Source organism: Pseudomonas sp. FeN3W (assembly GCA_030263805.2).
Lineage (GTDB): Bacteria > Pseudomonadota > Gammaproteobacteria > Pseudomonadales > Pseudomonadaceae > Stutzerimonas > Stutzerimonas stutzeri_G.
The window spans coordinates 3,456,001-3,471,507 of record CP136010.1; the positions used below are offsets into that span (position 1 = coordinate 3,456,001).

Consider the following 15,507-nt stretch of genomic DNA (forward strand, 5'->3'; position numbering starts at 1 on the left):
CGGCCATTTCATTCTGGCGTTGCGCGGATTCCGCTGCCCGCAAGGGCTGATTCATTCAGAACATAAGGACAGTGCCAGACAGATGTCTTATACCGCAGAAGCCATCGAGGTTCTTTCCGGCCTCGACCCGGTGCGCAAGCGCCCGGGCATGTACACCGATACCTCGCGGCCCAATCACCTGGCCCAGGAAGTCATCGACAACAGCGTCGACGAAGCCCTCGCCGGCCATGCCCGCTCGGTCCAGGTGATCCTGCATCAAGACAATTCGCTGGAAGTGATCGACGACGGCCGTGGCATGCCGGTGGACATTCACCCGGAAGAGGGTGTGCCGGGCGTCGAGCTGATCCTCACCAAGCTCCACGCGGGCGGTAAGTTCTCCAACAAGAACTATCAGTTCTCCGGTGGTCTGCACGGCGTCGGCATCTCGGTGGTCAACGCGTTGTCGACGCGGGTCGAAGTGACCGTCAAGCGCGACGGCAACGAGTACCGCATGAGCTTCGCCGATGGCTTCAAAGCCACCGACCTGGAAGTCATCGGCAGCGTCGGCAAGCGCAACACCGGTACCAGCGTGCGCTTCTGGGCCGATCCGAAATACTTCGATTCCCCCAAATTCTCCATCAGCCGGCTCAAGCATGTACTCAAGGCCAAGGCTGTGCTCTGTCCGGGGCTGAGCGTCAGCTTCGAGGACAAGGCCAGCGGTGAGAAGGTCGAGTGGCATTACGAGGATGGTCTTCGTTCGTACTTGGTGGACTCGGTCAGCGAGTATGTGCGCCTGCCGGACGAACCCTTTGTCGGCGCCCTGGCCGGCAATACCGAGGCGGTGGACTGGGCGCTGCTGTGGCTGCCGGAGGGCGGCGAGAGCGTTCAGGAGAGCTACGTCAACCTGATTCCAACGGCTCAGGGCGGCACCCATGTCAATGGCCTGCGCCAAGGCCTGCTGGATGCCATGCGTGAGTTCTGCGAATTCCGCAACCTGCTGCCGCGTGGGCTCAAGCTGGCGCCGGAAGACATCTGGGAGCGCATCGCCTTCGTCCTCTCGATGAAAATGCAGGAGCCGCAGTTCTCCGGGCAGACCAAGGAACGCCTGTCGTCCCGCGAGGCCGCCGCCTTCGTCTCCGGCGTGGTCAAGGATGCCTTCAGCCTCTGGCTCAACGCCCATCCGGAGCTGGGCATGCAGCTGGCGGAACTGGCGATCAGCAACGCCGGGCGCCGGCTCAAGGCCGGCAAGAAGGTCGAGCGCAAGAAGATCACCCAAGGCCCGGCGCTGCCCGGCAAGCTGGCCGACTGCGCCGGGCAGGACCCGATGCGCGCCGAGCTGTTCCTGGTCGAGGGCGACTCGGCCGGCGGCTCCGCCAAGCAGGCACGGGACAAGGAGTTCCAGGCGATCATGCCGCTGCGCGGCAAGATCCTGAACACCTGGGAAGTCGACGGCGGCGAGGTGCTCGCCAGCCAGGAGGTGCACGACATCGCCGTGGCCATCGGCGTCGACCCGGGCGCCACCGATCTGGCCCAGCTGCGCTACGGCAAGATCTGCATCCTCGCCGATGCCGACTCCGACGGCCTGCATATCGCCACGTTGCTCTGCGCCCTGTTCGTTCAGCATTTCCGCCCTTTGGTCGAGGCCGGCCATGTCTATGTCGCCATGCCGCCGCTGTACCGCATCGACCTGGGCAAGGACATCTTCTATGCGCTCGACGAGGCCGAGCGCGACGGCATTCTCGAGCGGCTGGTGGCCGAGAAACGCCGCGGCAAACCTCAGGTGACGCGCTTCAAGGGCCTTGGTGAAATGAACCCGCCGCAGCTGCGGGAAACCACCATGGACCCCAATACTCGCCGCCTGGTGCAGCTGACCCTGGATGATTTCGAGGGTACCCGCGAAATCATGGACATGCTGCTGGCGAAGAAGCGCGCCGGCGATCGCAAGAGCTGGCTCGAGTCCAAGGGCAACCTGGCGGAGGTGCTGGTTTGATCCGTCGCTGGCTAGCGCTGCTGAGTCTGGCCTCGGCACCGCTCTGGGCCAACGAGCCGGCGCCCGAGCTGAAGCTGTTGAGCGAGCATCCGGTGGCGGGTATGAGCGGTGGCAACCTGTCCGGAATAGCCTGGTGTGGCGATGCGCTGTGGGCCGTTTCCGACCGCGAGGATGACGTTCTCTATCGTCTGGATACCAGCGTATCGCCCTGGCAGGCGGAGCCCGAGCGCTTCGAAGCCGGCCCTCCGCCGGATAGCGGTTTGCCTTGGGGCATGCGCATGCGCACCTGGCTCAGTGGCCACGTACGCGGTGGTCACCTGGATTTCGAAGGGCTGAGCTGCGACAGCCTGGGCAATCGCTATCTGGTCAGCGAGGCGCATGCCGCCGTGCTGCGGGTGAGCCCGGCGGGCACGGCGGAGTGGCTGCGCCTGCCCGAATCGCTGGTGCGCCAGGCGCGGGCCAGCGGCATGCTCTGGCATTTCAATGCATTGTTCGAGGGCATCGCCGTCGATCCGAAGGCCGAGCGCCTCTGGCTCGCCGCCGAGCGTGAGCGCCGAGGGTTGCTGGTACTGCATCGCCAGCAGAGCAGTTGGCAGTGCACTGGCGGCTGCGTGCTGATGGCCGAGGGTGGCGATCAGCCGCCACCCCCTGCACTGGGCGATGCACCGCTGCCGAAAAGCTTCTCGGCGGTGGCGTTCTTCGGTGACAAGGTCTTCGTGCTGGAACCCTCGGCCTACCGCGTCTGCCGTCGCAGCCTCAGCACTGGTGCGGTCGAGCGCTGCTGGTCATTCGCCGAGGAGGCTTTGACCGAGGAGCGCCGTTACGCAGAGCCCTACGGTAATGCCGAAGCGCTGTGGATCGACGAAGAGGGCGCCTGGATTGGCGTCGACAACAACGGCAAGGCTCGCGGTGACGGCGAGAAGCGTCCCATTGTCTGGCGATTCTCCGCGCCGAAAGGCGGCTGGGGTGCGAAGCCTTGAGCCAGACGGCCGGGCGTCGTGCCGGGCGGGTGATGCTGGTGCTCGCCTGGGGTATCGGGCTGTTCCTGGCCACACGCTTCTTTGCCGCCTGGGAGGCAGATCGCGTCAACCCCAACCGCCAACCGGTATCCCAGCTGCAGGGCGAGCAGATCGAGGTGCAGCTGGCTGGCAACGTCCAGGGACATTTCGTCGCCAGCGGCAAGATCAACGGCGAGGCGGTCACCTTTCTGCTCGACACCGGCGCCACTGATGTCGCGGTGCCGGCCGAACTGGCCGAAAGGCTGGGGCTGGAGCGTGGCGCACCGGTGATGCTGCACACCGCCAACGGCCAGACCACCGGTTATCGCACCGTGCTGTCGAGCCTCGATCTGGGTGACATCCGGCTGCACGACGTGCGCGCTATCGTCGCCCCCGGCTTTCGCAGCGAACAGGTTCTGCTCGGTATGAGCGCACTGAAGCAGCTTGAATTCACCCAGCGCGCTGGCACCCTGGTGCTGCGCCAGCAACTACCTCAGGGGCAAGACCGATGAGGGCGCTCATACAGTCCACGGTGCCTGTCCTGGCTTCGTTGAATCTCGATGAAAGCCGCGGCTTCTACACGACCTATCTGGGTTTCCAGGTCGTGCTGCAGGCCACTGACTACCTGATCGTGGAGCGCGACGGTGCGCAGCTGCATTTCTGGCTTTGCACTGAGCGCCACGTTGCCGAGAACACCTCCTGCTACATACGTACCGGCGATTGCCAGGCGCTGTACCGGGAGTTCTGTCAGCGTGGCCTGGTCCTGGACGCGCCCGTTATGCAGCCCTGGGGCATGCAAGAACTTTATGTCATCGACGCCCACGGCAACTTGCTCAAGTTCGGCGAGCAACCAGCTGTGAGTCATCCATCCTTTGCTGAAGAAAATTGCTGATGAGCGAATCCCTCGACCTGAGCCTGGACGGCGTGGAGCGTCGCTCCCTCGCCGATTTCACCGAGCAGGCCTACCTCAACTACTCCATGTACGTGATCATGGATCGCGCACTGCCGCATATTGGCGACGGTTTGAAGCCGGTGCAGCGGCGCATCATCTATGCCATGAGCGAACTCGGCCTGAACGCCGATGCCAAGCACAAGAAGTCCGCACGTACCGTCGGTGACGTACTCGGCAAGTTCCATCCGCATGGCGACAGTGCCTGCTACGAGGCGATGGTGCTGATGGCGCAGCCATTCAGCTATCGCTACACGCTGGTCGATGGCCAGGGCAACTGGGGTGCGCCGGACGATCCCAAGTCCTTCGCCGCCATGCGTTATACCGAGGCGCGGCTGTCGCGTTATTCCGAGGTGCTGCTCAGCGAGCTGGGGCAGGGCACGGTGGACTGGGTGCCGAACTTCGATGGCACCCTTGACGAGCCGGCGACGCTACCGGCGCGCCTGCCCAACCTGCTGCTCAATGGCACCACCGGTATTGCCGTGGGCATGGCCACCGATGTGCCGCCGCACAACCTGCGCGAAGTGGCGAGCGCCTGCGTGCGTCTGCTCGACGAGCCGAGCGCCAGCGTCGAGCAGCTTTGCGAGCACGTGCTGGGGCCGGATTTCCCGACCGAGGCGGAGATCATCACGCCGCGTGCGGACCTGCTGAAGATCTATGAGACAGGTCGAGGTTCCGTTCGCATGCGGGCCGTCTACCGTGTCGAAGACGGCGACGTCGTAGTCACCGCGCTGCCGCACCAGGTGTCCGGCTCCAAGGTGCTCGAGCAGATCGCCGGGCAGATGCAGGCCAAGAAGCTGCCGATGGTCGCCGACCTGCGCGATGAGTCGGATCATGAGAACCCCTGTCGCATCGTCATCATCCCGCGCTCCAACCGGGTCGATGTCGAAGCGCTGATGCAGCACCTGTTCGCCACCACCGATCTGGAGTCCAGCTACCGGGTCAACACCAACGTGATCGGGCTCGATGGTCGCCCACAGGTGAAGAACCTGCGCACCCTGCTCAGCGAGTGGCTGACCTATCGCATCGGCACCGTGCGCCGTCGCCTGCAGTTCCGCCTGGACAAGGTCGAGAGGCGTCTGCACCTGTTGGAAGGCTTGCTGGTGGCCTTCCTCAATCTGGATGAAGTGATCCACATCATCCGTACTGAAGATCAGCCCAAACCGGTGCTGATGGCGCGCTTCGAACTCTCCGAGCTGCAGGCCGACTACATCCTCGACACCCGCCTGCGTCAGCTGGCGCGGCTGGAAGAGATGAAGATCCGCGGCGAGCAGGACGAGCTGGCCAAGGAGCGTGAGAAGTTGCTGGCGCTGCTGGGTAGTGAAACCAAGCTGAAGAAACTGGTGCGCAAGGAGCTGATCGAGGACGCGGAAACCTACGGCGACGATCGCCGCTCGCCGATCGTCGAGCGTGCCGAGGCGCGGGCGCTGTCGGAAAACGAGCTGCTGCCGTCCGAGCCGGTGACCGTGGTGATCTCCGATAAAGGCTGGGCGCGCTGCGCCAAGGGCCATGATGTCGATGCCAGCGGGCTGTCCTACAAGGCCGGAGATGGCTTCAAGGCAGCTGCGGCCGGGCGCTCGAATCAATATGCGGTGTTCATCGACTCCACTGGGCGCAGCTATTCGCTGGCGGCGCACTCGCTGCCTTCGGCGCGAGGCCAGGGCGAGCCGCTCACCGGCCGGCTGACGCCACCGCCGGGCGCGAGTTTCGAATGCGTGATGCTGCCCGATGATGAGGCGCTCTACGTGATCGCCTCGGACGCCGGCTACGGTTTCGTGGTCAAGGGCGAAGACCTGCAGGCCAAGAACAAGGCAGGCAAGGCGCTGCTCTCGCTGCCGAAAGGCGCCAAGGTCGTCGCGCCGCGGCCGCTGGCCAGTCGCGAGGAGGATTGGCTGGCTGCAGTGACGACCGAGGGCCGTCTACTGGTGTTCCCGGTGCGGGATCTGCCGCAGCTGGGCAAGGGCAAGGGCAACAAGATCATTGGCATCCCCGGCGAGCGGGTCGCGAGCCGCGAGGAGTATCTGGTCGATCTCGCCGTGTTGCCGACCGGTGCGACACTGGTGTTGCAGGCGGGCAAGCGCACGCTGTCGCTCAAGGCCGAGGATCTGGAGCACTACAAAGGAGAGCGTGGCAGGCGCGGCAACAAGCTGCCACGAGGCTTCCAACGCGTCGAAGGCTTGCTGGTCGAAGCATGACCAAACGTATTGGCGCTGGAATCGAAGGCCGCTTTCACGGAAGATAGCGGCCTTTCCAGCCTGCGGCATGTTGCCCGGTGCTTTCTTTCGCGTCGGCGGAGTCGATTGTCCGACGAGACATATGCACGAGGCATTGGCGATCTGGTGATCGCGAGCGGCCTGAACTCTGGTGTTATGACGGTAATGAAGAATTTGCTGCGTGTTCCGACTGTTTTGTTGCTGGCCAGCATGGGGCTGACAGGCTGCATCGGCCTGCAGCCTGCGCCAATGTACCGACTGGACAGCGGTACGACTGAAGTGCCTGAGCGAACCGATGGCGCCGCCGTGCTGCTGGCACCGGTGACGCTTGCCGATTATCTGCAGCGTGACGCCTTGCTCCAGCGCCTGTCAGACGGCAGCCTGGCCGTCGACGGGCAGCGCGCCCACTGGGCGGGCAGCCTGAAGGCCGATGTCGAGCAGGTGTTGCTGCGCCAGCTGGCCTGGCGTCTGGATACGCAAAGCCTGGTGCTCGGCCCGGCCGACGAAGGCTTTACGCCTGAAGTGCAGATCGAGCTATCCATCACACGCCTCGATTCTGGCCCCGAATTCCCAGCGGTACTCGAGGCGCAATGGCGTCTGCGCGACAAGGCCGGCAAGCATCTGGGCAGTCGACTGGTGCGCCTGCAGGAGGAGCACCAGGGCAGCGCGACCGACCAGGTGCGGGCGCAGAGTGTCCTGCTGCAGCGTCTGAGCGAGATGGTCGCCGATGCGGTCGAGCCTACACTGGTAGCCAAGACCGCACCCAAGGTTGCGCCTGCCAGGCCTCAGGTAAGCAAGTCTGCCGAGGCGCCGGCACCGCGCATCCCGGCTGCCGAACCCATTCGTACGGATATGGAAGTGTTCCGCTTCTGACCCTGTCGCGGCTGCTGTTGCAGGCAGCAGTGAAGAAGCCCGGCCAGTGATCTGGTCGGGCTTTTTCGTTTTCTCGGTCTGGTTGCCAATGCGGGCATGCGCGGCGTGCGACTGACCGAAAGGTCATGGTCGCTTGAAAACGACCGCATGGTTTGCGTCAGTGGATGCGGCTGCGTAGTTCGTGCATGCGCGTCAGCTGGCGTTCCAGCAGCGAGGGGTAAGGGTCCAGCAGGCGCTCGACGCAGCAGGCGCCTTCCGGGCTGGCAATCGGACGGATACGCGCGCGCTGCTGAATCAGCCGGTCTTCGCTGATGCTGCCCTCTACCAACAGAAGATTGCGGCTGTGCAGCGACATATCCAGCGCGGCCTGCGCCGGCTGGCTGAGCAGCAGGTCGCCCTGGCTCAGGTCGAACAGACCGTCGCCCTGGGTCAGGGCGAGCTGCAGTTGCAGCGTGATGCCGCTGTCGGCGACGTCGATCTGCAAAGCGTGGCCCAGCGCGCGCATCAGCTCGCCGCAGCAGATGGCATGGGTGAGGTAGTTCTGCTCGTCGTCCTGGCTATGAAACAGCATCAGACTGCTGCCATCGTTGAGCGTGTGCAGCTCGGCCTGGTAGAGCGTCGCGGCTTGTTGCAGGCAGTCGCGATAACGCTGCAGCAGTTCGGTCAGGCGCGGTCGCGGCAAGCGGCGCAATTGCTCCTGCCCGCCGAGCTGGATGGCCAGCACGGCGCTGCGGGTAGGTTGTGGCGGGGCAGGTGGTTGTACGCTCGGGGTAGCCAGTGGCGGGAGCTCGAACGGAACGTCGTCGTCCAGCGGCTGCATGTCGTCATCAGCATTGGCGGAAAAGCCGCGTGAACGCTGTGGCTCGTCGTCCAGCTCGATATCGAAGCGCTCCGGCTGCGTTGCGGCAGGCCGTGCATCGACGCTGCGCTCGTCATCCTGGTCGAAATAGTCGTCGTCCAGAGCATCGCTCAGATCAAGCTCCGGCTCGGGCTTCTCCGGCACCAGGCGTGCCTGCAATTGCCGCGCAAGGTCGCCAATCTCATCCTGCCGCCCGGCACCCGGGGCGGGATCGTCCGGGTCACGCAACCACAGTCGCAGCTGCATCAGGGGCGTCGCCAATTGCCGACCCAGGCGCAGACTCAGCATCAGCGTCAACGCCAGCAGGATCAGGCTGAGCAGCCCCATGCTCTGCAGGCTGATGGTCATTGGCTGCTGAAACTGCTGCATGTCCAGGCTCACGCGCAGATGCCCGGCAATCACTTCCTGAAAGCTGATTGGTGTCGAATAAAGCCCGTTATCGTCCCCGAGCAGGCCCTGCTGAGGCCGGGTTCCGGACTCGGCGAGCACGCGATTGTCCACGCTGTAGATCGCTGCGTGAGCGACCAGCGGGTTCTTCACCAGATTGCTCAGCAGCACGTTGAGGCTGAGGATGTCGTTGGCCACCAGCAGATCGGTGGCCGATGCCGCCGTCTGGGTGACCAGACTCTGGCCGAGCGCATCGGCCTGCTGCTCCATGGCATGCTTGAACTGCATGCCGATCACCCACGCGTAGATGATCAGTGCCAGCGCCACCAGCAGCAGCGTATGGCTGGCAATACGCAGCACCAGCGGCACGCGATGCTGGCGTACTGCGCGATAGAGCATGAGGAAGAAATTGTCTGGCTTTACGGATGCGGGCCGGTTCACAGAGCGCGGCTCTTCTCGTCGGGAAATTGCCGAGCAGTATACGGAAAGCACGGGGGGCGCTGAAGGTCTGCGACGGTAAGCTGACGAATTGCGTCCAAGGCCATTGCGGTGGAGCGCGACATGCCTGCCGCGGCGCTTGTCCAGCGCGCTGGTCAGCTGATGTAGAATGCCCGCCTTCATTGCCTGCCATGGGAGCTGCGCCTTGCGCGAAATCGTCCTGATCAATATCACCGGTGAAGACCGCCCGGGCCTGACCGCGGCCATCACCGGCGTGCTCGCCCAGGGTGGCGTGAACATTCTCGACATCGGCCAGGCGGTGATCCATGACACCCTGTCGTTCGGCATCCTGATCGAGATTCCGGATAACGAGCGCGCCTCGTCGGTACTCAAGGACGTGCTGTTCATGGGCTACAAGCATGACCAGCAGGTGCGCTTCACCCCGGTGGCCGAAGCCGACTACCAGCACTGGGTGGCCGGGCAGGGCAAGTCCCGGCACATCGTCACCCTGCTCACGCGCAAGGTCACCGCCGAGCAATTGCAGCGGGTCAGCTCGATCACGGCGAAGTACGGGCTCAACATCGACCATATCGACCGCCTGTCCGGACGTATGCCGCTGGACATGCCGGAGGAGTTGGGCAAGGGCTGCATCGAGTTTTCGGTGCGCGGCGAGCCGGCCGATACCGCGGCGCTGCGCGCCGAGTTTCTCAGTGTGGCGCAGGAGCTCAATGTCGATATCGCCTTCCAGCGCGATTCGGTCTACCGCCGCAATCGTCGGTTGGCCGTGTTCGACATGGACTCGACGCTGATCGAGGCCGAGGTCATCGACGAGCTGGCCAAGGCCGCTGGCGTTGGCGAGCAGGTCTCCGAGATCACCGAACGGGCGATGCGTGGCGAGCTGGATTTCCGCGCCAGCTTCAAGGAACGCCTGGCGCTGCTGGAAGGCTTGTCGGAGAGCGTGCTGGCGGACATCGGTGCCAGCCTGCGCCTGACCGAGGGCGCCGAAGTGCTGTTCGCCGAGCTCAAGCGCCTGGGCTACAAGACGGCGATCCTGTCCGGCGGCTTCAGCTATTTCGCCAAGCAGCTGCAGGCCAAGCTCGGCATCGACTATGTGTTCGCCAACGAATTGCAGATCGAGAACGGCAAGGTCACCGGCGTGGCGGTCGAGCCGATCGTCGATGCCCAGCGCAAGGCCGATCTGCTGCGTCAGCTGGCCGAGCAGGAAGGGCTGTGTCTGGAGCAGACCATCGCCGTGGGTGATGGCGCCAACGACCTGCCGATGCTCGGGCTGGCCGGTCTGGGCGTTGCCTTCCGCGCCAAGCCGCTGGTCAAGCAGTCGGCCAAGCAGGCGATTTCCACCCTGGGGTTGGACGGCATCCTCTATCTGCTGGGCTTCAGGGATCGGGACGGGACGGAATAAGAACAGCTGCAAGCTGTAGGTTGGGTTGAGCGCAGCGAAGCCCAACGAGCGGAACATCAGACACCGCTTTGGCATGAGTTGGGCTTCGGCGCTTCGCGCCTCAACCCAACCTACCTTCTGCCGCTTGCTTGCCGCTGCCGTCAGGGCTTGATCGCCACCTTCAGCACGCCGTCGCGCTGATTGGCGAACAGGTCGTAGGCATCGGTGATGTCGTCCAGCGCATATTGATGGGTGACCAGCGGGCCGAGATCGACCCGCCCCGAGGCGACCACGTTGAGTAGCCGGCGCATGCGCTCCTTGCCGCCTGGACAGAGCGAGGTGACGATCTTGTTGTCGCCAAGCCCAGCATGAAAAGCGCCGAGCGGAATGGTCAGGTCACTGGAGTAGACGCCGAGGCTGGACAGCGTTCCGCCCGGCTTGAGTACCCGCAGTGCGCTCTCGAACGTCGATTGCAGGCCCAGCGCCTCGATGGCGGCGTCGACGCCGCGGCCGCCGGTCAGCTTGAGCACTTCTTCCACCACATCGACATTGCGGAAGTTGAGCGTCACATCGGCGCCCATCTTCCGGGCGATATCCAGCCGCGCATCCACGCCGTCCACGGCGATGATGGTGCCGGCACCGCGCAGCCTGGCGCCGGCGGTGGCGCAGAGGCCGATGGGGCCTTGGGCGAAGATCACCACGATGTCGCCGATCTTGATATTGGCCGCCTCGGCGCCGGCAAAGCCGGTGGACATGATGTCCGGGCACATCAGCACCTGTTCGTCGGTCAGGCCGTCCGGCACGGGGGCCAGGTTGGCCATGGCGTCGGGTACCAGTACATATTCGGCCTGGGTGCCATCGATGCTGTTGCCGAAACGCCAGCCGCCCATGGGCTTGTAGCCGTGGCAGGAGCAGCCGCCGTCCTGCGAGGGAAGGCCGTCCTGACAGGCGTAGGAGGTGAAGCTCGGGCAGATCGCCCCGGCGATGACGCGTTGACCTTCTTGGTAGCCCTTGACGTTGCTGCCCAGCTTTTCGATGACGCCTACCGGCTCGTGGCCGATGGTCAGGCCGGGCGCGACCGGATACTCGCCCTTGAGAATATGCACGTCGGTGCCGCAGATGGTGGTTGTGGTGATGCGTAGCAGGGCATCGTTGGGGCCGATCTCGGGGATGGGCTTGTCCTGCAGTTCGATGCGGCCCGGTTCGACGAACACGGCAGCTTTCATCATGACCATGGTGCGGCTCCTCTTCGAGTTGAAGGCGTCCGGACACTCTAGCTCAGCGCTGCGGCTGGCCGGTGATCGTAGTCAAGTTGAGGTGGATTGTCTGGCGACATTCGGGTTGGCGGGAGCTTGCCAGTCCGGCGGCGATCACTCCTCGTCGGAGGCGAAGTCGTAATCCATCGACTGGCTCGGGCCCTGCAGGTAGTGGCCCTGAATGTAGCTGACGCCGGCTTGCCACAGCGTGGCCAGCACGGTCGCGCTTTCGACGAAAGGCACGATGCTCTGCTTCTGCTGCTCGTGCAATTCGGCGAGCAGGGCCTTGAGCGCTTCCTGGTTTTCCTGGCGAGTCAGATCCTGGGTGTAGGAGCCATCGACCTTGATGAACTCGGCATCCAGATGCTTGAGCGTATTGAATGGATTGAGTATGCAGCCGAACTGGGCGAGCGCGGTGCGGCATCCGAGGCCGTTGAGTCCCTGGGCCAGCGCTTTGGCCGGTTTGAGGTAGGCGACAGCATCGGCCTCACCGAACTCGAAGGCCAGCGAGTCCCCTGGCAGGCGCGAAGCCTTGAGCACGACGCCGAGCCAGGGCAACAGGCTGGGGTCCTGGATACTGGCGGCGGACAGGTGCAGGAACAGTCGCGTGCGATGGCCCTTGGCGCGGTGCTCGGCGAGCAGTTTGATGGAGTTGAGAATGACCCAGCGGTCGATCTTGGCCGCTAGGCCGGCGTCGGCCGCGGTGCTGAGGAACTCGTTCGGTGGGACTTCCACGCCCTGCGGATCGAGCAGTCGCAATAGCACTTCGTAATGCTCGAAGCTGTCGCCGCGCAGGCTGATGATCGGCTGGAACAGCAGGCGGAAGCTGTTGCTTTCCAACGCCTGCTTGAGCATCGCGATTATATCGCCGCGATTGGCCGCTGCCGCCAGTTCGTCGGCCGGGTTGTAGAGCTTCAGCGCATTGCCGTCGCTCAGCTCATCGGCACAGCGGTGTGCGCGCTCGATCGCCTCTTGAGCCTTGGCGGTCTTCTCGTCGAGGCCGGCAACGCCGATGCTGAGGGTGGTTTGCACCGTGCGCCCGCCGACATCGAGCAGCTGGCCTTCGACCTTGGTCAGTAGCTTGCGCAGTTCCGGTTCGGTCTGCTGCGGAATGACGCCGGGTTGCAGGACTGCAAAGACATCATCGGCGAAGCGAGCCAGCTGAGCTTCGCCGGGGAAGTGGCCGCGCAGCAGCGTAGCGAGCTGGTTGAGCAACTGGTCGGAGTCGCTCAGGCCGATGTCTGCCTGCAGCGCGGCGAAGCGATCGACGCGGATGTAGGCGAGGCTGGCGGGCTGGCTGGCGTTGACCGCGCGCTCTACCGCGGCGTCCATCACTTCGAGGAAGCTGTTGCGGTTGAGCAGGCCGGTTACCGGATCCTGGCTGCTGATCTCGCGCAGCTTCTGCAGTTCGGCACTGTCGTTCTCGGCGCGGATCACCACCTGAATGCAGGGCTCGCCGTCATAGGCCGCTGGCGAGAAATGCATGCGCGTCTTCAGCGTGTCGCCATCGGCGCGCACGCCACCACAGCCCAGTTCGGCGCTGCCTTCCATGCTCTGGTAGTTCTTCAGGAAGGTCTTGAAACGGCTCTGGTCGGCGCCGCTGATCAGATCGATCATGGGCATGCCTTCCAGGTCTTCCACGTCGTCGTAGCCGAACAGCTCGAGGTAGGCGCGGTTGGCATAGATGTGCATGCCGTCGTGCACATAGGCAATGGCGTCCACCGAACTGTCGAGCAGCAGCTGGCAGCGTTTTTCCGCTTCACGCAGGGCCACTTCCGCTGAGCGGCGCGCGCGGCGCTCTTCGAGATTGGCCAGTTCGCGATTGGCCACCAGCAGCAGCCATTCGTCCTCGCCCTGCGGCAGGGCATCCTGGGCGCCGAGCATCAGCGCTTCGGTGATGGCTTCGGCGTCGTTGCTCGCGGTGAGCTGGAGGATCGGGATGTCCTTGGCCTGCCGGCGAATGGCGCTGATTGCCTCGCTGGGGTCGAGATTCTCGCTCTGCGGTGCGTTGATCAGCAGATCCCAGGTCTGCTTCAGGGCTTCGGCCAGATCGTCGCTGGAGGTGAGTCGATGCACCCGGGTCGCCTGTCCGGCATTGCGGAAGAGGCTGACCAGGCGCTCGGCCTCGTTCTGCGAGTCTTCGAGAATCAGCAGGCGGATGGTTTTCTTTTGCAGGACCATGGCAACAGCTTAAGTGCGCGCCAAAGCGGCGCGGGCAGGCAGGAATGCGAGACTCGGCAATCTACAGCGACTTCCAGAGTGAGTCAAAATCTTCATCCCCGCCTGCTGTGTGGGTTTTCCAGCCTGTGACAGGCGTCTCTCGCTCCGGCACGACCTGGCCAAGGGAGCGGTATTCGAACTGATTGTAGTTGCCCGTGGTCGCTCGGCGCTGGTTCAGCACGGCACGTTCTTCCTCGCCGTTACGGTTGATCTGAACCTTGTGCCCCTCCTGGAAGGGCAGGCGTGGCGCGATCAGCGTTGCCGGCTGGGAGATGGCGCCTATCTCCGGCAACAGCAGGGCGCGCAGGTACTCGCTGCCTTGGTCGACCTTGCGCAGCAGGCGCAGACCACAGGGCTTGGCCTGCGGTGCGATCAGTTCGATGCCCAGCTGCGTGCTGCCGCCGCGCACCTGACGAATCCAGCGCACAACGGCGACGCTCCAGGTTTGCCCGGTGTCTTCTCGCAGTCCCAAGAGTTCGCCGGTCTGCAGCAGGCTGGGCACCTCACCTTCCCAGGCCAGGCAGTAACCGCCGGGGCTATGGTCGACCAACTGGACCTGATAGATCGGATGATCTTCGTTGCTGGTGGATCTGTCTTTCGCCGGTGCTGGCGCAGTTGTTCTGGTCGCTGGCGCTGCCCGTGAAACATCGGGTCTGACGAACTCGATGTGGTCGTGGCCCGGCAGGAGTTCGATGCTGGTGCTCTGTGCGTCGAAGGCGTTGGCCCAGACATCCGCGGCGCCGTTGTGCAGCTTGAAGACCGCGCGATTCGAGGTGCCGGGCAGCTCGAGCACTTCGTTGAAGGCGCGCTGACCGGCGAGTTGATAGTGTAGCGCGGTCATGCCGATGCACAGCGTCAGCGTGCCCTTTGCCGGCGTGCGCTGGAAGGTTCGTTCGGATATGGCGCCCCAGGCCGAACTCAGGTGGCGCAGCAGATCGTCGTCGAGTCCTGCGGCGGCCGGAAGACGGCTCATTCGGCGATTGTCGGGGGCCAGGCGCAGGTGTTCATCGATGACGCTGACCAGCATCCGGGTATCGATGCCGAGCAGGTTCTGCTGATTCCTGTCGGGAAACAGCGAGCGGTAGCGCGGCGGCCCGTCCACCAGCGGAGACAGGAGGAAAAGGCTGCTGACTGAACTGGCCGCCTGGATCTGCGCCATGGCGCCCCAGGCCTCCAGCGCTGCGGCCAGTTTGACGATGCTCTGCTGACGCAATTGGTTGCAGCGCGCGCAACCGAGCAGCAGCGCTGCCAGATAACTCTGTTCAGCGGTGAGATCCTTGGAGTGTCGCGCCAGCGGGTCGCGCAGCAGCAGGCGCTCGGTGCCATGCTCGACCGCCAGTTGATAGAGCTGGTGCAGTTCGAGCCACAACCCGGCGGCTGCCGGGCTGTACAGCTGAGTGGAGCGGATCAGCAAGGCGCCGAGGCTGTGAATGGCGCGTTGCAGCGCGATCGACAGCAGTTGATGACGATCGCGCTCGGGTTGCGATACCACGCGCACCACGATCAGCTTGTAGCCGACCGCCAAGTGATTCTGCAGCGCCTGACAGAGACCGGCGACCTTGCGCGGTCGCTCGCTGAGCACGATTGGCTGGTTGACGAAGTGCTTTTCCAGCTGGGTGCAGACGAACTGCACGTCCGGCCGCAGCAGTTCCAGGATCTGCAGGCGGGTTTCCGTGGCGATCCGCAGTTGATTGAGTTCGATCAGCGCCTGGTAGAGCTGGCGCGCGGTTTCGCCGATGTTGGCTTTCGGCAAGCCAGTAAGCCAGCGGGTTACGCCGCGCACGCTGGCGTCGCAGAAGGACAGGGTCTGCCGGGTAGGCGCTGGTGCGCGCAGCAGCAGATGATGGCTCTGTCTATCCAAACGGTTGGCTCCGCGGCGGTCAGGGCATGGTTAATGAGAACTCTATCAATATCTGCCGCAGTGGGCAGGACTAAATGATGGCTTC

Annotated in this window: 11 protein-coding genes; 7 read left to right on the forward strand and 4 right to left on the reverse strand. The window is 64.2% G+C overall.

Annotated elements, in window-relative coordinates:
• Positions 1–82: 82 nt before the first annotated feature.
• The 6 genes from parE (at position 83) to P5704_016280 (ending at position 7,002) form a co-directional block, all read left to right on the forward strand.
• Positions 83–1,969 (forward strand): DNA topoisomerase IV subunit B, encoded by a 1,887-nt coding sequence (gene parE, locus P5704_016255; GenBank protein ID WOF77593.1) that lies wholly within the window; start codon positions 83–85, stop codon positions 1,967–1,969.
• Complete coding sequence (locus tag P5704_016260) at positions 1,966–2,949, forward strand: esterase-like activity of phytase family protein (GenBank protein WOF77594.1); 984 nt, start codon at positions 1,966–1,968, stop codon at positions 2,947–2,949. Before parE ends, P5704_016260 begins: the two co-directional genes overlap by 4 nt.
• Positions 2,946–3,479, forward strand: coding sequence for a TIGR02281 family clan AA aspartic protease (locus tag P5704_016265; protein ID WOF77595.1), 534 nt, complete (start codon positions 2,946–2,948; stop codon positions 3,477–3,479). Before P5704_016260 ends, P5704_016265 begins: the two co-directional genes overlap by 4 nt.
• Entirely contained in the window at positions 3,476–3,859 is a 384-nt protein-coding gene (locus P5704_016270) for a VOC family protein (GenBank protein ID WOF77596.1), read from the forward strand. Before P5704_016265 ends, P5704_016270 begins: the two co-directional genes overlap by 4 nt.
• On the forward strand, positions 3,859–6,111 hold the full coding sequence (parC, locus tag P5704_016275; GenBank protein ID WOF77597.1) for a DNA topoisomerase IV subunit A: 2,253 nt from the start codon (positions 3,859–3,861) through the stop codon (positions 6,109–6,111). The genes P5704_016270 and parC overlap by 1 nt, the downstream gene beginning before the upstream one ends.
• Positions 6,112–6,294: 183 nt before the next feature.
• Positions 6,295–7,002 carry a PqiC family protein gene (locus P5704_016280; GenBank protein ID WOF77598.1) on the forward strand — a complete coding sequence of 236 codons (708 nt, stop codon included), beginning with the start codon at positions 6,295–6,297 and terminating at the stop codon, positions 7,000–7,002.
• 157 nt (positions 7,003–7,159) lie between these two features.
• On the opposite strand, the gene P5704_016285 is transcribed toward P5704_016280, so the two are convergent.
• Entirely contained in the window at positions 7,160–8,689 is a 1,530-nt protein-coding gene (locus P5704_016285; protein ID WOF77599.1) for an AhpA/YtjB family protein, read from the reverse strand.
• 202 nt (positions 8,690–8,891) lie between these two features.
• On the opposite strand from P5704_016285, the gene serB reads away from it, so the two are divergent.
• Complete coding sequence (serB, locus tag P5704_016290; protein ID WOF77600.1) at positions 8,892–10,106, forward strand: phosphoserine phosphatase SerB; 1,215 nt, start codon at positions 8,892–8,894, stop codon at positions 10,104–10,106.
• 140 nt (positions 10,107–10,246) lie between these two features.
• On the opposite strand, the gene P5704_016295 is transcribed toward serB, so the two are convergent.
• From P5704_016295 to P5704_016305, 3 genes are all read right to left on the reverse strand, one after another.
• Positions 10,247–11,320 carry an NAD(P)-dependent alcohol dehydrogenase gene (locus tag P5704_016295; protein WOF77601.1) on the reverse strand — a complete coding sequence of 358 codons (1,074 nt, stop codon included), beginning with the start codon at positions 11,318–11,320 and terminating at the stop codon, positions 10,247–10,249.
• A gap of 135 nt (positions 11,321–11,455) precedes the next feature.
• Positions 11,456–13,522 (reverse strand): EAL domain-containing protein, encoded by a 2,067-nt coding sequence (locus tag P5704_016300; GenBank protein ID WOF77602.1) that lies wholly within the window; start codon positions 13,520–13,522, stop codon positions 11,456–11,458.
• Between the two features lie 61 nt (positions 13,523–13,583).
• The gene (locus P5704_016305) at positions 13,584–15,422 is read right to left on the reverse strand and encodes a molecular chaperone (GenBank protein ID WOF77603.1); all 1,839 of its coding nucleotides are present in this window, start codon (positions 15,420–15,422) and stop codon (positions 13,584–13,586) included.
• Positions 15,423–15,507: the final 85 nt, after the last annotated feature.

Coding starts and splice junctions, on each gene's coding strand:
- parE (WOF77593.1), top strand. CDS start 83: ATGTCTTATACCGCAGAAGCCATCGAGGTTCTTTCCGGCCTCGACCCG.
- P5704_016270 (WOF77596.1), top strand. CDS start 3,476: ATGAGGGCGCTCATACAGTCCACGGTGCCTGTCCTGGCTTCGTTGAAT.
- parC (WOF77597.1), top strand. CDS start 3,859: ATGAGCGAATCCCTCGACCTGAGCCTGGACGGCGTGGAGCGTCGCTCC.
- P5704_016280 (WOF77598.1), top strand. CDS start 6,295: ATGAAGAATTTGCTGCGTGTTCCGACTGTTTTGTTGCTGGCCAGCATG.
- P5704_016295 (WOF77601.1), bottom strand. CDS start 11,320: ATGGTCATGATGAAAGCTGCCGTGTTCGTCGAACCGGGCCGCATCGAA.
- P5704_016300 (WOF77602.1), bottom strand. CDS start 13,522: ATGGTCCTGCAAAAGAAAACCATCCGCCTGCTGATTCTCGAAGACTCG.